Here is an 18,642-nt window from a genome sequence, read left to right on the forward strand (position 1 = left end):
TTTTCACTTGATCTTTTTCTGCTCCACGGCACCACCAGAATTCACCGGTCGGCACCCCTGCCAGACCCGACCAATCAGGAGACAAGGCATGACCCACCCGCTATTCGAGAAGCACAAAGCCACCCTGGACGCCGCCATTGCCGCCATTCACGGGCGCGGCTACTGGACACCCTACGCCGAAATGCCGAGCCCCCGCGTTTACGGCGAAACCGCCGCCGACGACGGAAAGGCCGCCTTCGAAGCCTGCCTCGGCAAGGACTTCGTCCTCGACCAACCGGGCCAAACCGGCTGGGCCGCCACCGAACGCTCGCCCTACGGCATCGACCTGAACGTGCGCTACCCGGTGTGCGATCCCGAGGTCCTGGTCGCCGGCGCGCAGGCCGCGATGGACGGCTGGCGCAGGGCTGGCGCGGCAGCCCGCGTGGGCGTCTGCCTCGAGATCCTCGATCGCCTGAACAAGCGCAGCTTCGAGATCGCCCACGCGGTGATGATGACCACCGGCCAGGGCTGGATGATGGCCTTTCAGGCCGGCGGCCCGCACGCTCAGGACCGCGGCCTCGAAGCCGTCGCCTACGCCTGGGACGAGATGAGCCGGGTGCCGGCCGAGACCCTCTGGGAAAAGCCGCAGGGCAAGAACCCGCCGCTGAAGATGAAGAAGCACTACGAGATCGTCGGCCGCGGCGTCGGCCTGGTGGTCGGCTGCGGCACCTTCCCGACCTGGAACACCTACCCCGGCCTGTTCGCCACCCTCGCCACCGGCAACCCGGTGATCGTCAAGGCTCACAGCAACGCGATCCTGCCCGCCGCGATGACGGTGAAGATCGCGCGCGAAGTGCTGGCCGAAGCAGGCCTCGACCCCAACCTGGTGAGCCTCGCGGTGGTCGACAAGCGCGCCGCCACCCAGGCGCTGGCCACCCACCCGGCGGTGAAGTCGATCGACTTCACCGGCAGCAACGTGTTCGGCCAGTGGCTGATCGACAACGCGAAGCAGGCTCAGGTCTATGCCGAGCTTGCCGGCGTGAACAACGTCGTCATCGAATCCACCGCCAGCTACAAGGCGATGCTGCGCAACCTCGCCTTCACCCTGTGCCTGTACTCGGGCCAGATGTGCACCACCACCCAGGCCATCCTGGTGCCGGCCGACGGCATCGATACCGACCAGGGCCACAAGAGCTTCGATGAAGTCGCCGCCGACCTCGGCATCGCGATCGACAAGTTCCTGGCCGACCCGGCGGTGGCCACCGCGGTGCTCGGCGCGATCCAGTCCGATGCCACCCTGCAGCGCATCGCCGAAGCAGGTGAATACGGCAAGGTCGTGCTCGCCTCGAAGAAGATCGAGCACGCCGACTTCCCCCAGGCCGAAGTCCGTACCCCGATGCTGCTGACCTGCGACGCCGCCGACGAGAAGAGTTATATGGAAGAGCGTTTCGGTCCGATCGCCTTCGTGGTCAAGGTCGCCGACGGCGCCGCCGCGGTCGCGCTGTCCGAGCGCATTGTCAAGGAACATGGCGCGCTGACCGTCGGCCTGTACTCGAGCAAGCCGGAAGTCATCGACGCGATGACCGACGCCACCCTGCGCGCCGGCGTGGCGCTGTCGATCAACCTCACCGGCGGCGTGTTCGTAAACCAGTCGGCGGCCTTCTCCGACTACCACGGCGTGGGCATGAACCCGGCAGCCAACGCGAGCTACTCCGACAGCGCCTTCGTCGCCAACCGCTTCCGCGTGGTGCAGCGGCGCTATCACGTGGAGTAAAGCGGTCGGAGGCCCGCGGGTTTTCGTGGGGCCGCTCAGTCGGCTACAGGGCTAATGCCTGGTGCGGGTGCCCGCGTCACCTCCTGCGGCGGACTGAAGTCCGCCCTACGGCGGCTGTGCCGGGAACAGGTGCCTGGCCCGGATAGCAGCGCCTATGGCAACCGCCCGTTTCCGAAACACCTCGCCACCTTCACCGCGACGGGTCGGGGGCGGGGTGGCGGCAACTTCTGTCGTGCCGAGCGGAGGGCGTTCGCGGGGGAAACAAGGCGATGCATGTCTGAGGGAGCATCGCGACCGAGTTTGCATCGCCGCCCCCGCGGACGTCCGCAGCGAGGGCAGCCGAAGGCCACGACAGCAGGCGCCGCCAACCCGCCCCCGACCCGTCGCAGGCACGGGCCATTGAGAACCAGCGGTCTGAACAGACACAGCATCATGGAACTCGCAGAAAGGGCGGCCGACTGAAGTCCGCCCTACGATCCGCCCTTGAGCCCCCGCAACATCCAGGCGCCGTCGAAACGGCAACAATAGCCACACGAGGAGACACCCCATGCCCTGTTACGAAATCGACGGACTCAAGCCCGTCATCCACCCCACCGCCTACGTTCACCCCGATGCCGTGCTGATCGGCGACGTCATCGTCGGCGCACGTTGCTATGTCGCCCCGCTCGCCTCGCTACGCGGCGACTTCGGCCGCATCGTGCTCGAGGAAGGCAGCAACATCCAGGACACCTGCGTGATGCATGGTTTTCCCGGCGCCGACACGGTGATCGAGGTCGATGGCCACGTCGGTCACGGCGCGGTGCTGCACGGCTGCCGCGTCGGCCGCAACGCCCTGATCGGCATGAACGCCGTGATCATGGACAACGCCACCATCGGCGAATCGACCATCGTCGCCGCCTGCGCCTTCATCAAGGCCGGCATGGAGATCCCGCCGCGCAAGCTCGTCGCCGGCATGCCCGCCAGGATCGTGCGCGATCTCTCCGAGCAGGAAATCAACTGGAAAATCGACGGCACCCGCTGCTATCAGGACCTCACCGTGCGCAGCCTCGCCACTCTCAGACCATGCGCGCCGCTCACCGAGATGGAGGCCGGACGTCAGCGCTTCGCGTTTCCGGGCGTGGTGCCGCTGGTCGACGCCAAAAAGGCGAGCTGAACGCAGACACGGTGCGCATGTCGGTGTAGAGCCGGTCTGCGCCAGTGTGCGATCTGCACTGGCTGCGGCCCGGTCTTAGGGATAGGCTGAACTCTGTCACCGTCCACCGCCACTGCATTGAGCATCCCGATGAGTACTGCCTCCACCGTTTCGAACCCGAGCCATCTGCCGGATACAGGGAACCTGTTCGCCGACTGCCCGCGCAGCGGCCCGACCGAGAGCTTTCTCCCGCTGCTGCAGTCGGACACCACCTGCATCGAACGCATCGTCTCGCACGGCCACGCCAGCCCGCCCGGCTTCTGGTACGACCAGCCCGACGACGAATGGGTGATGCTGGTCAGCGGGGCGGCGGAACTCGCCTTCGACGACGGTCGGAAGATGATCATGCGTCCCGGCGACTGGGTGACGATTCCGGCCCGCTGTCGGCACCGGGTCGAGTCGACCGGTCCGGAAACCGTGTGGCTTGCCGTCCACATCCGTCGCCTGCCCGGCAACGTGTCATGCGCATGAGCTGAAAACTGCATTAGAGTCCGGGCTTTTGGTCACCGGAGTCTGCTGATGCGTGTCCCACCCCTTGGTCACTGGCTGATTGCTGCCGCCCTCGCCACCGCCCCGTTGCTCGCCACCACCACGGCCCATGCCGAAGCGCCCCAGGTCAAGACCCAGGCACCCGGTTTCTACCGCATGATGGTGGGTCAGTTCGAAGTCACCGCACTGTACGACGGCTACGTCGACCTCGACCCCAAGCTGCTGAAGAACGCGAGCCAGCGCGACATCCAGCGTCTGCTGGCGCGACACTTCGCCACCGGGCCGACGATGCAGACCGCGGTCAACGTCTACCTGATCAACACCGGCTCCAAGCTGGTCTTGATCGACACCGGCGCGGCCAAGGCCTTCGGCCCTGCGCTCGGCTTCGTGCCCGATCACCTGCGCGCCGCCGGCTATGATCCGGCGAAAGTCGACATGGTGTTGCTGACCCACCTGCACGGCGATCACGTCAACGGCCTGCTCAATGCCGACGGCAAGACCGCCTTCCCCAATGCCAGCGTGCATGTAGCCAAAGCCGATGCCGACTTCTGGCTGCCGGCCGAAGCCCTGGCCCAGGCAGACGAAGCCTCCCGCCCCTTCTTCCAGATGGCGCAGGCCGCGCTCGCCCCTTACCAGTCCGCCGGCCGCTTTTCCACCTTCACCGACGGTGCCGAACTGATTCCCGGCTTCAGGGTAAGCGCTGCACCGGGCCACACGCCCGGGCACAGCGCCTTCATGATCGAATCCGCCGGCCAGCAGTTGCTGGTGTGGGGCGACATCATCCACAACGCGGCGGTCCAGTTCGAAAAGCCCGAAGTCGCAATCGAGTTCGACATTGACCGCAAACTGGCCGTCGCCACCCGCCAGAAGCTACTCAACCGCGCAGTGAAGGACAAACTGCTGGTCGCCGGGATGCATCTGCCTTTCCCCGGCATCGGCCACGTCCGGCGTGAGGGCAAGCGCAGCTACGAGTGGATTCCGATCGAATACGGACCGATCCGCTGAATTCCGCCCTGCCGGCCCGCCCCCGATGCGCCGGGGGCGGTGGCCGGCCGATCAGGCCGACAGCTCGCCCAGAGACAGGTTCCAGCGGCTCAGCGCGTGGCGCAGCAGCGTTTGCTCGGGCGCCGTGATGCGGCCATCCGCCTTCGACAACACCAGCATCGCCCGGCACACCAGGGACTGCAGGGCCGGATCGGTCACCCGGTCGAGCATCTGCTCCACCTGTTCGAGATCGAGGACCCGCACCGCCTCGCTGCTCGCGCCACGCATCAGCAGCGCGCGACAACGATCGATGACCGCCTGAATCAGCACGTCCCGTGGCACCCCGATCAATTCGGCAATGTTGTGCCGGTCGAGCGCGGCGAGCTCGCGGTTGGCGAGCTCGCCGTCGGCGATCAGGATAAGGGCAACGAGCGTTGCAGCGGTTTGGCGTTGTGCGCTCAGGGGAATGCTCATGGATGACAGACTCCGTTGAAAAGTGGAGCTGTGACAGCAATGTAGTGCTCGTGGTTGCACCCTAGCGGACGAATCTGCGGGTTGACGGCGCAACGCTGGTTCTACCGTATAATCCGCAGCCGGATTCATCAGCACGTCCGATGTCATTTTCCGCCCGGCGTCGACGAGTGCACAGCAGATACTGGCCACCGCCGCTAAGCTTCGGCCTGCCCTACCTCCTGCTTCCGACTTGCCATGCCCGTATCAGCCCCTGTTCTGCTTGTCCGCGTCCAAGCCCGGCGCCTCGTCGCGCTGGTGACCCTGCTCGCGGTCACCGCGTGCACCACCGTGCCCCAGCGCCCGCTCGAACTGGTCCCCGGCGACTATCGCTTTGCGCGCGAGCATGGGCGCTGGCTGATCGAACAGGAAATGGCCGACAACAAGGTCACCGGCCTGTCCATTGCGCTGGTCGACGACCAGCAGCTGGTGTGGGCGGAAGGCTTCGGTTTCGAGGACGTGGCGCGCGGTGTTCCCGCGAGCGCACAGACACCCTACCGTCTCGGCTCGATCGCCAAGGTGTTCACCGCGACCGCCGCGATGCAGCTTGCCGACCAGGGCCTGATCGATATCGATCGCCCGCTGACCGACGCCCTGCCCTCGTTCTCGGTACGCACGCGCTTCGCGAGCACGGCGCCGGTCACCCCGCGCAACATCATGGACCACCACTCCGGGCTGCCCGCCAACTACCTCAACGGCATGCTGACCGTCGCCGCGCCGGCGCCGTTCACCGATCTGGTCGAAGCGGTGCGCAACGAATACGTCGCCTACCCGCCGGAGTTCATCTTCGCCTATTCGAATCTGGCGGTAACCCTGCTCGGGGCGGCGATCGAGCATACCGTCGGGGTGCCGTTCTCGGAACATCTGACACGCGCGCTACTGACCCCGCTGGGGATGGACAAGACCAGGTTCGAAGCCCGCCCGGCGCTCAAGGTCTATAACCGGCACGAGGAAATCGCGCCCCTCGCGCTGCGCGACCTGCCTTCGGGCGGGCTGATCTCCAACGTCGATGACATGAGCCGCTTCATGCGCTGGGTCTTTGCCGACGGTCGCGCAGGCGGACGGCAGTTGCTGCGCGCGGATAGCCTTGCCGAGATGCTGCGCCCGCAGAACGAGCATGTGCCGCTCGACATGGGCTTTCGCGTCGGACTCGGGTGGTTGCTGTCGGGCATCGAGATCCGCGACGCCGGCACCGTCGCCAGTCACGGCGGCACCCTGCTCGATTCGCACAGCATGATGGTGATCCTGCCCGACCATAAGCTCGGCGTGATCGTTGCGTCGAACTCCGCGACCTCCCAGGGCGTGGTCAAGACGGTGGCCACCGAAGTGCTCAAGCTCGCGCTCGAGGTCAAGACCGGTATCCGTCAGCCGGACATGGCGCCCGGGGCGAACATCGACGTGGCGCTGCCCCAGACCCAGCTCGAGGGCTATTCCGCCTGGTACGACTCGATGGTCGGGCTGGTCAAGGTGCGCCCCGGCAGCAACGCGCTCGACGCCACGGTGATGGGCCACACCCTGCAGCTCAGGCCGCGCGCCGCGGGCCAGTTCGGCCTGCGCTACAAGCTGTTCGGCCTGATCCCGGTACAGGTCAGCGCCTTCGACGGCATCCGCGTATCGATGGCCCAGGTGGCCGAACGCAACGTGCTGATCGGCCATTTCGGCGAAGACACCATGCTCGTCGGCGAGCGGCTGACGCCGTCGCCGGTGCCGGGCAGGCTGCTCGAGTATGTCGGTGACTACGAGATCGCGGGCAAGGCGCTCGGCATTGCGCCGGACCGTCTCACCCTGCGCCTGGAAGACGGCATGCTGGTGGGCGAATGCAGCTTTTCGCAACTTCCGGGTTTCGTGTTGCGCATCGGCCTGACCCCGATCTCGGAGACCGAGATGCTGGTGTCCGGACTCGGGACCGGCAAGGGCGAAACCATCGTGGCTGCCGGCACGGACGAGGACAGGGTGCTGCTGTTCTCGGGTCTCGAGCTGCGCCAGAAGACCAACTGAGCAGCCACGAGCGTGAAGCGCGTCCTCGTCGTCCACTACTCGCAGAGCGGCCAGTTGTCCGCCATCGTCAGCGCCATGACCCGCCCGCTGACGGAAGCCGGCATCCGGCTCGAGGTGGAAACCCTGCGCCCGCAACGGGCGTTTCCGTTTCCGTGGCCCTTCTTCCGCTTCCTCGATGTGTTTCCGGAATCGGTGCGGCTCGACCCCCGCCCCAACCAGCCGTTGAGCATCGCCCCGGATGCGAGCTTCGATCTGGTGATCCTTGCCTGGCAGGTCTGGTACCTGTCGCCGTCGCAACCGGTCACCGCCTTCCTGCAAAGCGCCGAAGGCAGGCGCCTGCTCGCCGGCACCCCGGTGGTGAGCGTGGTCGCCTGCCGCAACATGTGGATGACCGCCTACGACAAGCTCGCCGATCTGGTGCGCACCGCCGGCGGCCATCTCACCGACCATGTCGCGTTCACCGACAATGCCCACCCGCTGGCGACCTTCATCACCACCCCGCGCTGGATGTTCACCGGCCGCCGCGACCGCTGCTTCGGCCTGCCTGCGGCGGGAGTGACGGCAGACGAAACCGCCGCCGCCGCCCGCTTCGGCCATGCCCTGGTCGCCGCCCTCGCGCGCGACGAGGAGCGCAACGGGGCACCGATGCTGACCGGGCTGCGCGCGGTCAGGGTGAATCCGCGCCTGGTCATCAGTGAGCGTGCCGGACAACGCGCCTTTCGCGCATGGTCGGGCTTCGTGCGCCTGTTCGGCACCGCCGGGCAACGGCGCCGGGTGCCGGCGCTCGCGCTGTTCGCGGTCTACCTCGTGGCCCTGATTATTACAGTGGTACCCTTGAGCCTTGTGCTCCAGCGCACCCTCGCCCCCCTGCTCCGGCGTCGCCTCGAAACCCTGCGTGTGCGCTACGAGCAGCCATCGGGCGCGGGCGATACGCGCATGACCGACCATGACCGAACCCCGTAACGTATTCATTACCGCCACTGCCACCTGCCTGCCCAATGCCCCGGTCGGCAACGAGGCTATCGAGGACGTGCTCGGCCGCATCGGCGGGCGGCCGTCGCGCGCGCGGCGGATCGTGCTGCGCAACAACGGCATCGAGCAACGGCACTATGCCATCGACCCGACCACCGGCGAGGCCACCCACAGCAATGCCAGCCTCACCGCCGAGGCCGTTCGCGGGCTGGCCGGCGACGGTTTCGCGCTCGACCGGATCGAATGCCTCGCCACCGGTACCTCGCTCCCCGACCAGCTGATGCCCAACCACGGCGTGATGGTGCATGGCGAACTCGGCAATCCGGCATGCGAAGTCGTATCCACGGCCGGGATCTGCCTGGCCGGTCTGACCGCCCTGAAATACGCCTGGCTGTCGGTGCTCGCCGGCGACCGCCGCAATGCGGTCGCCACCGGCTCCGACCTGGCGTCGGCGATCATGCGCGCGAGCAATTTCGCAGCAGAGAGCGAAGCGCGCATCGCCACCCTGGAAGCCCGTCCCGAGATCGCGTTCGAGAAGGACTTCCTGCGCTGGATGCTGTCCGACGGCGCGGGCGCCTTCCTGCTCGAAGCGGTGCCCCGCAGCAGTGGCCGTTCGCTGCGCATCGACTGGATCGAACTGTCGTCCCAGGCCCACACCCAGCCGGCGTGCATGTATGCCGGCGGCGAAATGGATCAGCACGGCCGGCTGCAGGGGTGGACCCGACACGCGCCACAAGCCTGGGGCGAACAGTCGATCTTCGCCATCAAGCAGGACGTGCGCCTGCTCAACGACACCGTGGTGGCGAGCACGCTCGAGGCCCCGCTGCGGGCACTGATCGCGCGGCGCCGGCTGCGTGCCGACGCCATCGACTGGTTCCTGCCCCACATGTCCTCGCACTACTTCCGGCAGCCGATCGCCGACTGCCTCGCCGGCCTCGGCCTGCCGATCCCGGCCGCGCGCTGGTTCACCAATCTGACGACCAAGGGCAACACCGGCGCCGCGTCGATCTACATCATGATCGACGAGTTGCTCGCCAGCGGCCGCCTGCGCAGCGGCGAACGCATGCTCTGCTTCGTCCCCGAAAGCGGCCGCTTCTCCAGCGGCTTCATGCACCTGACCGTGGTCTGACGATGGACGCCAACGAAGTCCCGCAAGAAGGCAATGCCACCCTCGGCGGCCACCGCAAGGCGATGTATGCGCGCGGCGCCGACGGCCGCATCGGCATCGTGCCCTCGCGCGGCTGGGAAGCCGAGGAAATCGTGACCCTGCAGGCGGTGGAAGAACTCGAGCGGCTGGCCGCCGACGCGCGCAGCCGCGTCGAAGCGGGCACGGCTTCGGCGCTCGAATACCATATGTACAAAGCGCGCATGGACCTCACCCTGCTGGCGCAGGTCAGCGGCATCTGGGCCTGGCGCGTGCGGCGCCACCTGCGCCCGGCAGTGTTCGCCCGCCTGCGCCCGGCGCTGCTCGCGCGCTATGCCGACGCGCTGGGCATCGCCGTCGACCAACTCAAGCGGGTGGATTGAATGCAGCACAGCGGAACGCCCTTCCATCACCAGCACGCCTCGCATTGCGAGAGCGGCGTAATGTCGGCCATCGTGCGCCACTACGGCCTGCCGCTGTCCGAACCGATGGCACTCGGGCTGGCGTCGGCGCTGTCCTTCGCCTACCTGCCCTTCATCAAGCTCGGCGGCCTGCCGCTGGTGGCTTACCGCATGCCGCCGCGCGCCATCATCCGCGGCTTGCAGAAGCCGCTGGGGCTGAGCATGCGCACCGAGACGTTCCGCACCGTGGCCAAGGGCAAGGCGCGGCTCGATGCGCTGCTCGACGCCGGCAAGGTGGTCGGCCTGCAGACCTCGGTGTTCTGGCTGCCCTATTTCCCCGAGAACCTGCGTTTTCACTTCAACGCCCACAACGTGCTCGCCTACGGCCGCGACGGCGCCAGGGGTGACTACCTGCTGTCGGACCCGGTGTTCGAGGAGCCGGTGCGCTGCGCTGCCGCCGACCTCGCCCGCGCCCGCTTCGCCCGCGGCGTGCTTGCACCCAAGGGTCTGCTCTACTACCCCGCCAACCGCCCCACCGAGCCCGACTGGCACAAGGTCATCCCGGCCGCGATCCGCAAGACCGTGCGCATCATGCTGCGCGCCCCGGTGCCCCTGATCGGCGTGCGCGGCATCGAGCGCGTGGCACGCGCGGTCGAGCGTCTGCCGGCCGGCGACAAGGTGGCGCAGTCCAGGCTGTTCGTCGGCCACCTGGTGCGGATGCAGGAAGAGATCGGCACCGGCGGCGGCGGCTTCCGCTACATGTACGCGTCCTTTCTCGAAGAGGCGGGCGGACGTTGCGGCCGTCCGGCACTGGGCGAACTCGCCGCCGAACTGGTCGAGATCGGCGACGGCTGGCGCGAGTTCGCACTTGCCGCGGCGCGCATGATCCGCGACCGCGATCCCTTCGACGCCGCACGCCTCGCAGGACTGCTGCGCGGCCAGGCCGGACGCGAGCAGGACTTCTTCGGCAGGCTCGAGGGCGCGATCCGCTGACGCCACGATGATCGTCGTCCACGACCTCGTCCATCGCTACCATCCCGACCCGCCGCCGGCCCTGGCCGGCGTCAGCCTGCAGATCGAACGCGGCAGCCTGTTCGGTCTGCTCGGCCCCAACGGTGCCGGCAAGACCACGCTGATTTCACTGCTCGCCGGCCTGCTCGCGGCGCAGCACGGGTGGATCACGATCGACGGCCAGTCGCTGGCCGATTTCCGCAAACTACAGCCCAATGCCATCGCCCTGGTGCCGCAGGACTACGCCTTCTACCCCATGCTCACGGTGGCCGAAAACCTCGCCTTCTTCGCCGGGGTGCAGGGCCTGGACCGCCGTCTTCAGGCCGAACGCAGCGCCGCGGCAATCCGCTTCGCCCGCCTCGAAGGGGTCGCCAGGCAACTCGCCGGCGAACTCTCCGGAGGTTTGCGCCGGCGCCTGAACCTCGCCATCGGCCTGCTCGGCGATCCCGCCGTACTGCTCCTCGACGAGCCCACCGTCGGCGTCGACCCGCAGTCGCGCCATTTCCTGCTCGAAGCCATCCGCGGTCTGCGCGAGGCGGGCAAGACGGTGATCTACACCAGCCACTACATGGAAGAGGTCGAGGCCCTGTGCGACCGCATCGCGATCATCGACCATGGCACCGTGCTGGTGGAAGGCCGCCTCGCCGACGTGCTCAGGGACGAGGCGCCAGCGCTCACGCTGCGCCTGGGCCAGCCCCTGCCCGCCACGCTCGCCACCGCATGGGCAGGCCGCTACGCGGGTTACGACAACGCCAACGGCACCGTGCGCCTGCACCCGTTCGCCGCGGACGGACTCTCCGCCGTGCTCGCCGAACTCGCGGCCGCCGACTGCGCGCCGCTCGGCCTGGCGCTGGGCGCACAGAACCTGGAACAGGTATTCATGCGTCTGACCCAGCGCTCGCTGCGCGACTGAAAGTCCGCCGTGGCCGCAACGGCGACCAGTCGGAAGACCGCACGCTCTGTGCGCGACCGAACCGAAACGACCTCTCGTTGAAGACCACAATGGCGGGAACCTGAGCCGCCCATCCGCTATCCACCCCAAGTACGAAGCCGGATGCGCCCGCCTTTTTCCCCGACTCCAAAGGAACGCTCATGATGCTCAATCTGTCCATAGGCCCCCTCGTCGCCCTGATCGCAGGGATTCTTATTCTGGTCGTTCCCCGACTGCTGAACTACATCGTCGCCATCTATCTGATCATCATCGGACTGATCGGGATTTTCGGTACCGGCAATCTGCGTCTGTAGCAGTCGCAAGCATCGCGTCGCCTGTTGCCGGTGCAGGAGGGCAGCGCGGGCACACCGGCGACAGACAAGAACGCCTCCCTGATGTACGCTGGAGCCCCCGGCGTACGGCATCCCGTGCACCGGGCATTGCTCCCGACCAGCCCTGCAGGATGACCGCCCCCATGGATCTGCCCGCCCACCAACTCACGATGACCGTACTGATGACGCCCGACATGGCGAACTTCTCGGGCAAGGTGCACGGCGGCGCCGTCCTCCGCTTGCTGGACCAGGTCGCCTATGCGTGCGCGAGCCGCTATGCGGCACGCTACGTGGTGACCCTGTCCGTAGACCAGGTGATGTTCCGCCAGCCGATCATGGTCGGCGAGCTCGTCACCTTCCTCGCCAGCGTCAATTACACCGGCAAGTCGTCGATGGAAGTCGGAATCAAGGTCGTGGCGGAGAACATCCGCACCCAGGAAATCCGCCACGCCAACAGCTGCTTCTTCACCATGGTGGCCGTGGACGACGACGGCAAGCCGGTCGCGGTGCCGCAGCTGCGCCCGTTCAGCCCCAAGGAAAAGAAACGCTTCGAAGCCGCCGCGGCGCGCAAGGCCCTGCGTCTGGAGCTCGAGCGGCGATTTGCCGAAACCCATGGCCAGGACGCAAAGGACTGAGTTCCGCAGGTTGAAGCGGATCCACGCCACCATCTCGTTCGAAGGGCCCATTTGAACACCCTGATCCGGCTCGCCGCACTGTGGCGCAAGGAAACCCTCGCCCTGGTGCGCGATCGCCACGGGCTGGCGGCGCTGTTCCTGATGCCGGCCATCTTCATCCTGGTGATGTCGCTCGCACTGCGCGACGCCTTCGTCCCCGGCCTCCCTGCCGACCTCGGCTACGCGATCGTCGATCTCGACCGCAGCGAGGCCTCGCAGGCGCTCGAACAACAACTCGCCGCCGTCGACCTGCTGCGTGAGTTCGGCACACTGGAAAACGAGACGCTTGCGCGCAAGGCGGTCGCCAGCGGGCGCATCGCCTTCGTGCTGGTGATTCCCGCAGGCTTCGCGGCGCAACTGGCGACCACCGCGCCCGACCCCGCCGGCACCGGCGCGACGCTGCGCATGCTGACCGACCCCACGGTGCCGCTCGCCGTGCGCAACGGTTTCCGCCAACAGGTCGAGGCCGAGCTGACGCGACTGCAGCTCACCGGCCTGCTCGCGCGCATCGGCCGCACGCTGATGATTCCGGAGCTGCGCGAGCTGGCGTCGAACGCACCGCCGCCACAGGTTCTGACCGAAGCGGTCAGGGGCAAGGCCATCGACGGCGGCAATGATGCCCCTCCGACACTGCCCTCGTCGGTGCAGCAGAACGTGCCCGCCTGGCTGATCTTCTCGATGTTCTTCGTGGTGGTGCCGATCTCGGCGGTGTTCATCGCCGAACGCCAGCACGGCACGCTGCAGCGCCTGGCCACGCAACAGGTCTCCTTCGGTCTGATCCTGGCCGGCAAGCTGCTGCCCTTCTTCGTCGTCAACCAGGTCCAGGCGGTGGTCATGGTGCTGGTCGGCCAGCATCTGGTGCCACTGGCCGGTGGCGAGGCCCTGGTGCTGCCGGCATCGGCGGCCTCCCTGTTCGCGCTGTGGCTGGTGGCCGCCGCGGTGAGCCTGGCCGCGGTGGCGTGGGCCCTGCTGATCGCCAGCATGGCGCGCACCGCGGAGCAGGCCACCGTGATCGGCGGGGTCGGCAACATTCTGATGGGGGCGATCGGCGGCATCATGGTGCCCAGGTTCGTGATGCCGGCGACGATGCAGCCGCTGACCCAGGTCTCGCCGATGGCCTGGGCGCTGGATGGCTTCCACCGCGTGATGCTGCGCGATGGGATCGCCGTCGACATCCTGCCCCCGGCCGCGGCGCTGGTATCCTTCGCCCTCGCGGCGCTGGCCGTCGCCATCCTGCTAAACCGCCGCGCACTGCGCACCGCCCGCTGACAAGCCACGATGAACGACCTGAAACTTGCGCTCAAGACCCTGATCGTCGACTCCTGCGACAAGGACTGCGACCCGGCCGCGATCACCGACGACGAGATCCTGTTCGGCCCCGAGGCGGCGCTGGCGCTCGATTCGCTCGACGCGCTGCAGGTCTCGATGGCGCTGCAGAAAAACTACGGCCTGCGCCTGACCGACAGCAAGGAAACCCGGCGCATCCTGTCCAGCGTCGCCAACCTGGCGACGCACCTCGAGTCCTTCCTCGCCGCCCGCGCATGACGCGGGCGGTCCGCATCGCCGCCGTCGGCCACTGTTCGGCGCTCGGCCCGACGCTGAGCGAGGCCGCCGCGACCTGGCGCGCGGGCCGATCACGCCCGGCTGGCGAGCGCACGGTGCTCGGACAAAGCTGGCCGTGGTTCGCCATGGCGCTCGCCGCCGACGACCGCGAAGCACGCGCCCGCGACGCGATCGGTCGCGTCGGTGCGGCGCTCGCGGCCGCCCTTCCGGCAGCCGAGTGGGCAGCAACGCCGCTGTTCTTGGCCTCCTCCTCGCTGCAGATGGGGGTACTGGAAGCGGCCGTGCGTACCCACGAAAGCGTCGCCCTGCCCGCGGATGCGGCCGCCTTTGCGCAGCAGGTGGCCGACTGGCTGGGCATTGCCGCCACGCCATGGACGTTTTCCACCACCTGCACCTCCGCCCTGGCCGCGGTCGACGCCGCGGCGACGCTGATCCGCAGCGGCGCGATCGAACGCGCCGTCGTGCTCGGCATCGAGCTCGCCAACGACACCACGGTGGCGGGCTTCGCCGGCCTCGGCCTGCTCGCGACTGCCCCCGGTGCAGCCGGACTGGTACTCGGCGAAGCCGTGGCCGGCGTGCTGCTGACCGCCACTCCGGGTCCGGGCTGGCACATTGCCGCCTGCCGCCTCGGCATCGACGGCCACTCGCCGACCGGCCCGTCCCCGGACGGCAGCGTGATCGCGACGGTGATCCGGTCGGCACTGGCCGACGCCGGCCTGCAGCCGGCCGCCATCGACCTGCTCAAACCCCATGCCGGCGGGCTCGACGCCACCGCCGCGGCCGAGGCCTGCGCGCTCGAAGCCGTGTTCGGTGCCGCGCTGCCGCCACGGACCGATTTCAAGGCTGGGCTCGGCCACACCCTGGGCGCCAGCGGTCTCGCCGAACTCGGCCTGCTGCTGGCGACCGCGGACGACACCCCGGCCGCCCCGCGCCATGCACTGCTTAATCTGATCGGCTTCGGCGGCAGCATCGCCGCCGTGGTCGTCAGTCGCGCCCCCTCCACCGGCAGCACCACGCAGCGCGCGCCCGGGAGTGTTATCGAAACCGCGCACATCGAGCTCGAACTCGACGGCACCGAACTGACCTGCCGCGCCCGCACCGCACTCGGCGCCCCCGTCCGCCGCGCCGGCACCCTGGCCGAACTCTGTCTCGCCGGGGTCGACGCCTGCATCGAAGCCGGTCCAGGCGACCGCGCCCCGGCGTGCTCCACCGCAGTGCTGTTCGCCTCGCGCAGCGGCCCGCGCGCCGCCTTCCACCGCGTGCTCGAGGATCTCTGCCTGCGCAACGAGGATCCGATGCCGTTCGACTTTCTCGCCACCCAGGCCATGCTCGCCGCCCTGCCACTGCACAAACGCCTGCCCGACCTGGCAACGGCCAGCTACCTGCCGCTGACCGGCGACGGCGAACTGCAGTGGCAACGGATGACCGCCCTCGCCCGCGCCTGGCTGGCGAGCGGCCGCCACGACCGGGTGCTGCTCGGCATGGTCGAACCGGGCCGCGACCTTCACCGCTGCGAGTGGCGCAGCCTGTCCACCTGAGTGTGTCCACCTCGGCGCGCGATCGCCCTCGCCGCGCCGCTCGGTCGGCCGCAGGCGCCCGCATCGCCACCAGCGGCGGACTGAAGTCCGCCCTGCGACACTCGCTCCTGCCGTGCGGCAAGGTGGTTTGCGCTTGCCGTAGGGTCGGCTTCAGCCGACCACACCCGGCCGGCGAGGCACACCTCGCCGAACCTCGCAATCGGCATCGACACCCCGCATGCACAACATGCCGATGTATCCCCGGACCTGCTTCCACCGCGGGACAATGAAGCCCTTACCGGCAGCACGGAAATGCCGCACAATCGCGGCAAAACAGCCTCACCCACAAGAAGCTTCGTCGCCAACCTGCAGAGAGGTCCCGACCATGCGTGTAACCCTCGTTCATCCCGCCGGGTTCAACTTTGTCCCCGGACAGCCCGATTTCACCGTCCTGGCCAACCGCATGGCGCCGATCGGCATCCTGCAGCTGGCCTCGTGGCTGGAGAAGCACGGCCACCCGACCCAGCTGCACGACTGCATGGGGCCTTACGCGCCCCCCTCGCTGGAGGCCAACGCGGAGCAGGTCATCGCCACCAAGCCCGAACTGGTCGGCTTTTCCGCCACCACCTCGGGCTTCATGGACGCGGTGGACATGGCCGCGTACATCAAGCTCAAGCTGCCCCACGTCAAGATCTTCATCGGCAACGTGCATGCGTCGTCGGTCGGCGCGCCGCTGCTCGACCACTTTCCCGAGATCGACTACCTGTGCATCGGCGAGGGCGAGGGCGCCATCCTCGATGTCGCCAACGGCCTGGCCGACAAGGACGTGGCCAACATCATCTATCGCGACGGCGGCGGCCATGCGGTGATCAACGAGCGCCGCGCGCGCATCCTCGACCTCGACGAGCTGCCCTTCCCCGCCTACGAGAAGCTCGCCGGCTTCCCCCACGGCTACCACTTGCCGCTGTTCTCCTACGAGAAGCGCTGGGGCGCGACCATGATCACCTCGCGCGGTTGCCCCTACACCTGTTCGTTCTGCGACCGCACGGTGTACGAGCGCCTGTACAAGTACAACTCGCCGCAGTATGTGCATGACCACATCCGCCACCTGCGCGACACCTTCGGCGTGCATCACATCAACATCTACGACGACCTGTTCACTGCGCACAAGAAGCGCATTCACGAACTGTGCGAGTTGCTGATCGCCAAGCCGCTGGGGGTGGATTTCAACTGCGCGATCCGCACCGGCCACACCTCGGACGAGATGCTCGCGCTGTTGAAACGCGCCGGCGCGCTGATGGTGTCGATGGGGATCGAGTCGGCCGACCCGGGCATGATGGAGCGGCACAAAACCGGGGTGACGCTGGACGCGGTGAGGAAGACCGTCGAGCAGATCCACGCTGCCGGGCTGCGCGCCAAGGGCCTGTTCATCTTCGGTCTGCCCGGCGAGACTCCGGAGACGCTGAAGGCCACCAGCGACTTCATCCTCGACCTCGACCTCGACGAGATGAACATGACCAAGTTCAGCCCGATGTACGGTGCGCCGATCTGGGACGAATGCGTGTCGGGCAAGGAGGGCGAGTTCGAGGAAGACTGGCGGCTGATGAACTGCCTGAACTTCGTGTTCAAACCCAGCGGTTTCGAATCGCGCGAGCAGATGGACGCGCTCTACAACTGGCACGTACGCCGCTACTACGACAGCAAGGCCTACCGCCGCCGCTTCGGCAAGAAGCTGTGGCAGCACCGCTGGAGCCTGTGGCACCTGCTGCGAAACCTGCCGCGCGTGGTCCAGGCCGCACGCTATTTCAGTGCCAACAAGGCCCAGATCGAGGCCGCCGCGCAAACCTTTGCCCCGCATCCGCGCCAGCCGAAGGGGCTGACCCCCTTCCTCAGCCCGGAACTGCAGGCCGACGCGATTGCGGCGATGTCGCCGGTCAAGGTGTCGCGCAAGCCGAAGCTGCAGCCCCCACCCGCGGCCGGCAGGACGATAGAGATCGTGCAGGCGGCCTCGGCGGTCTGAGACGACAGCACCGCGCGAACGAACTGAAACAACCGGTAATAGAGGTAAATGTCCTGTTCCTGAGCACGCAAAACAGCGAAAATTCACCATCGGCGGATGACGGCAGTTAACATTCCGCCTTTACGCCCGGGACCGGCCTGCTGTTTTGATTCGCACAGGCCGGTTCGTGGACCGATTGTTTCCGTGATGTGTACCCAAGATGACCGAAGCCACCCCCTCCTCCGCCGATGCTGCGCTGCTGCATGAAGTCGCGGAGTTGATCGTTTCCGCACTGAATCTCGAGACGCCGGCTGGCGAAATCGAACCGGACGCGCCGCTGTATGGCGAAGGCCTCGGGCTCGATTCGATCGATATCCTGGAGGTCGCACTGGTGGTCTCCAAACGCTTCGGCTTCTCGCTGCGCGCCGACAACGAGGACAACCTCAAGATCTTTTCTTCGCTGCGCAGCCTGTCCGACTACATCGCCGCCAACCGGGTGACGTGATGATGCGGCCCGTGCGCCTCGGCCGCGTCCTGCTGCTGGCCGTCGCGTTTGGCGCCTATCTGCTGCTCGCTCACCTGACCACCGCACCGAACGAACCCAGCACGTTCGGCGCACTGGTTGCGGTCGTGCCCTACATGACGATCGCACTCGGCATGGCCGTCCGCGAACGCCGCCGTGGGTGGCCGTTGCTGTTGTGGGCGGGTATTGCCGGACTGTTGTGGCTGGGCTGGCCGCTGGTCGAGTCGCGCTTCGAGTGGGTCTATTTCATCCAGCACTTCGGCATGTTCTCGCTGCTCGCCATCGGCTTTGGCCGCACCCTCGTTGCCGGCGCAGAGCCGATGATCACCCGTTTCGCCCGCGTCATCCACGGTGACCGCCTCGCACCGCCACTGGTGCGCTACACCCGCGGCGCCACCCTGGCATGGACGATTTTCTTCGTGGCGGTGGCGGTCTCATCGGTCGCCCTGTTCTTTGGCGGCCCGATGGACGTCTGGTCGCTGCTGGTCAATGTGCTGACGCCGATCCTGGTCGGGACGATGTTCGTCATCGAATTCGCCGTCCGTCTGGTACTGCTGCCGCCGTCGCTGCGCGCCGGCCTCGTCGACTCGGTGCGCGCCTTCCTCCATGTCTCGCGCGACGCGACGCCGCCCGCTGCCTGACCGCTTTC

Annotated in this window: 19 protein-coding genes; 18 read left to right on the forward strand and 1 reads right to left on the reverse strand. The window is 67.6% G+C overall.

Features of this window, described 5'->3' with window-relative positions; all coding sequences use genetic code 11:
* Positions 1-88: 88 nt before the first annotated feature.
* The 4 genes from paaN (at position 89) to AC3A35_RS20570 (ending at position 4,439) form a co-directional block, all read left to right on the forward strand.
* On the forward strand, positions 89-1,753 hold the full coding sequence (gene paaN, locus AC3A35_RS20555; protein ID WP_487438182.1) for a phenylacetic acid degradation protein PaaN: 1,665 nt from the start codon (positions 89-91) through the stop codon (positions 1,751-1,753).
* Between the two features lie 547 nt (positions 1,754-2,300).
* Positions 2,301-2,906, forward strand: coding sequence for a phenylacetic acid degradation protein PaaY (gene paaY / locus AC3A35_RS20560; protein WP_487438183.1), 606 nt, complete (start codon positions 2,301-2,303; stop codon positions 2,904-2,906).
* A 129-nt stretch (positions 2,907-3,035) separates the two neighbouring features.
* Positions 3,036-3,416 (forward strand): cupin domain-containing protein, encoded by a 381-nt coding sequence (locus AC3A35_RS20565; protein ID WP_487438184.1) that lies wholly within the window; start codon positions 3,036-3,038, stop codon positions 3,414-3,416.
* A 48-nt stretch (positions 3,417-3,464) separates the two neighbouring features.
* Positions 3,465-4,439 carry an MBL fold metallo-hydrolase gene (locus AC3A35_RS20570; protein ID WP_487438185.1) on the forward strand — a complete coding sequence of 325 codons (975 nt, stop codon included), beginning with the start codon at positions 3,465-3,467 and terminating at the stop codon, positions 4,437-4,439.
* 51 nt (positions 4,440-4,490) lie between these two features.
* Here AC3A35_RS20570 and AC3A35_RS20575 read toward each other — a convergent pair whose 3' ends face one another.
* Positions 4,491-4,892, reverse strand: a complete 402-nt coding sequence (locus AC3A35_RS20575; RefSeq protein ID WP_487438186.1) for a TerB family tellurite resistance protein — start codon at positions 4,890-4,892, stop codon at positions 4,491-4,493.
* Between the two features lie 234 nt (positions 4,893-5,126).
* Between AC3A35_RS20575 and AC3A35_RS20580 the strand changes: the two genes are divergently transcribed.
* From AC3A35_RS20580 to AC3A35_RS20645, 14 genes are all read left to right on the forward strand, one after another.
* Positions 5,127-6,926, forward strand: a complete 1,800-nt coding sequence (locus AC3A35_RS20580; protein ID WP_487438187.1) for a serine hydrolase domain-containing protein — start codon at positions 5,127-5,129, stop codon at positions 6,924-6,926.
* A 12-nt stretch (positions 6,927-6,938) separates the two neighbouring features.
* A complete protein-coding gene (locus tag AC3A35_RS20585) occupies positions 6,939-7,889 on the forward strand; it encodes a dialkylresorcinol condensing enzyme (RefSeq protein WP_487438188.1) in 951 nt (316 codons plus the stop codon).
* Positions 7,873-9,027, forward strand: a complete 1,155-nt coding sequence (locus AC3A35_RS20590) for a beta-ketoacyl-ACP synthase III (protein ID WP_487438189.1) — start codon at positions 7,873-7,875, stop codon at positions 9,025-9,027. The genes AC3A35_RS20585 and AC3A35_RS20590 overlap by 17 nt, the downstream gene beginning before the upstream one ends.
* Before the next feature lie 2 nt (positions 9,028-9,029).
* On the forward strand, positions 9,030-9,425 hold the full coding sequence (locus AC3A35_RS20595) for a DarG family dialkylresorcinol biosynthesis protein (protein ID WP_487438190.1): 396 nt from the start codon (positions 9,030-9,032) through the stop codon (positions 9,423-9,425).
* A complete protein-coding gene (darH, locus tag AC3A35_RS20600) occupies positions 9,426-10,436 on the forward strand; it encodes a BtrH-related acyltransferase DarH (protein ID WP_487438191.1) in 1,011 nt (336 codons plus the stop codon).
* 7 nt (positions 10,437-10,443) lie between these two features.
* Entirely contained in the window at positions 10,444-11,367 is a 924-nt protein-coding gene (locus AC3A35_RS20605; RefSeq protein WP_487438192.1) for an ABC transporter ATP-binding protein, read from the forward strand.
* 179 nt (positions 11,368-11,546) lie between these two features.
* On the forward strand, positions 11,547-11,699 hold the full coding sequence (locus AC3A35_RS20610) for a DUF3096 domain-containing protein (protein WP_487438193.1): 153 nt from the start codon (positions 11,547-11,549) through the stop codon (positions 11,697-11,699).
* A 161-nt stretch (positions 11,700-11,860) separates the two neighbouring features.
* Positions 11,861-12,352 (forward strand): acyl-CoA thioesterase, encoded by a 492-nt coding sequence (locus AC3A35_RS20615; RefSeq protein WP_487438194.1) that lies wholly within the window; start codon positions 11,861-11,863, stop codon positions 12,350-12,352.
* Between the two features lie 51 nt (positions 12,353-12,403).
* Positions 12,404-13,660 (forward strand): ABC transporter permease, encoded by a 1,257-nt coding sequence (locus tag AC3A35_RS20620; protein WP_487438195.1) that lies wholly within the window; start codon positions 12,404-12,406, stop codon positions 13,658-13,660.
* Positions 13,661-13,669: 9 nt separating this feature from the next.
* Positions 13,670-13,936, forward strand: coding sequence for an acyl carrier protein (locus AC3A35_RS20625; protein ID WP_487438196.1), 267 nt, complete (start codon positions 13,670-13,672; stop codon positions 13,934-13,936).
* A complete protein-coding gene (locus AC3A35_RS20630; protein WP_487438197.1) occupies positions 13,933-15,492 on the forward strand; it encodes a beta-ketoacyl synthase N-terminal-like domain-containing protein in 1,560 nt (519 codons plus the stop codon). Before AC3A35_RS20625 ends, AC3A35_RS20630 begins: the two co-directional genes overlap by 4 nt.
* A 364-nt stretch (positions 15,493-15,856) precedes the next feature.
* On the forward strand, positions 15,857-17,491 hold the full coding sequence (locus AC3A35_RS20635) for a B12-binding domain-containing radical SAM protein (RefSeq protein ID WP_487438199.1): 1,635 nt from the start codon (positions 15,857-15,859) through the stop codon (positions 17,489-17,491).
* 199 nt (positions 17,492-17,690) lie between these two features.
* Positions 17,691-17,975 carry a phosphopantetheine-binding protein gene (locus AC3A35_RS20640; RefSeq protein ID WP_487438200.1) on the forward strand — a complete coding sequence of 95 codons (285 nt, stop codon included), beginning with the start codon at positions 17,691-17,693 and terminating at the stop codon, positions 17,973-17,975.
* Positions 17,975-18,634: a COG4648 family protein gene (locus AC3A35_RS20645; protein ID WP_487438202.1), complete on the forward strand. Its 660-nt coding sequence runs from the start codon at positions 17,975-17,977 to the stop codon at positions 18,632-18,634. Before AC3A35_RS20640 ends, AC3A35_RS20645 begins: the two co-directional genes overlap by 1 nt.
* Positions 18,635-18,642: the final 8 nt, after the last annotated feature.

Source organism: Azoarcus sp. Soil_N_20 (assembly GCF_057656155.1).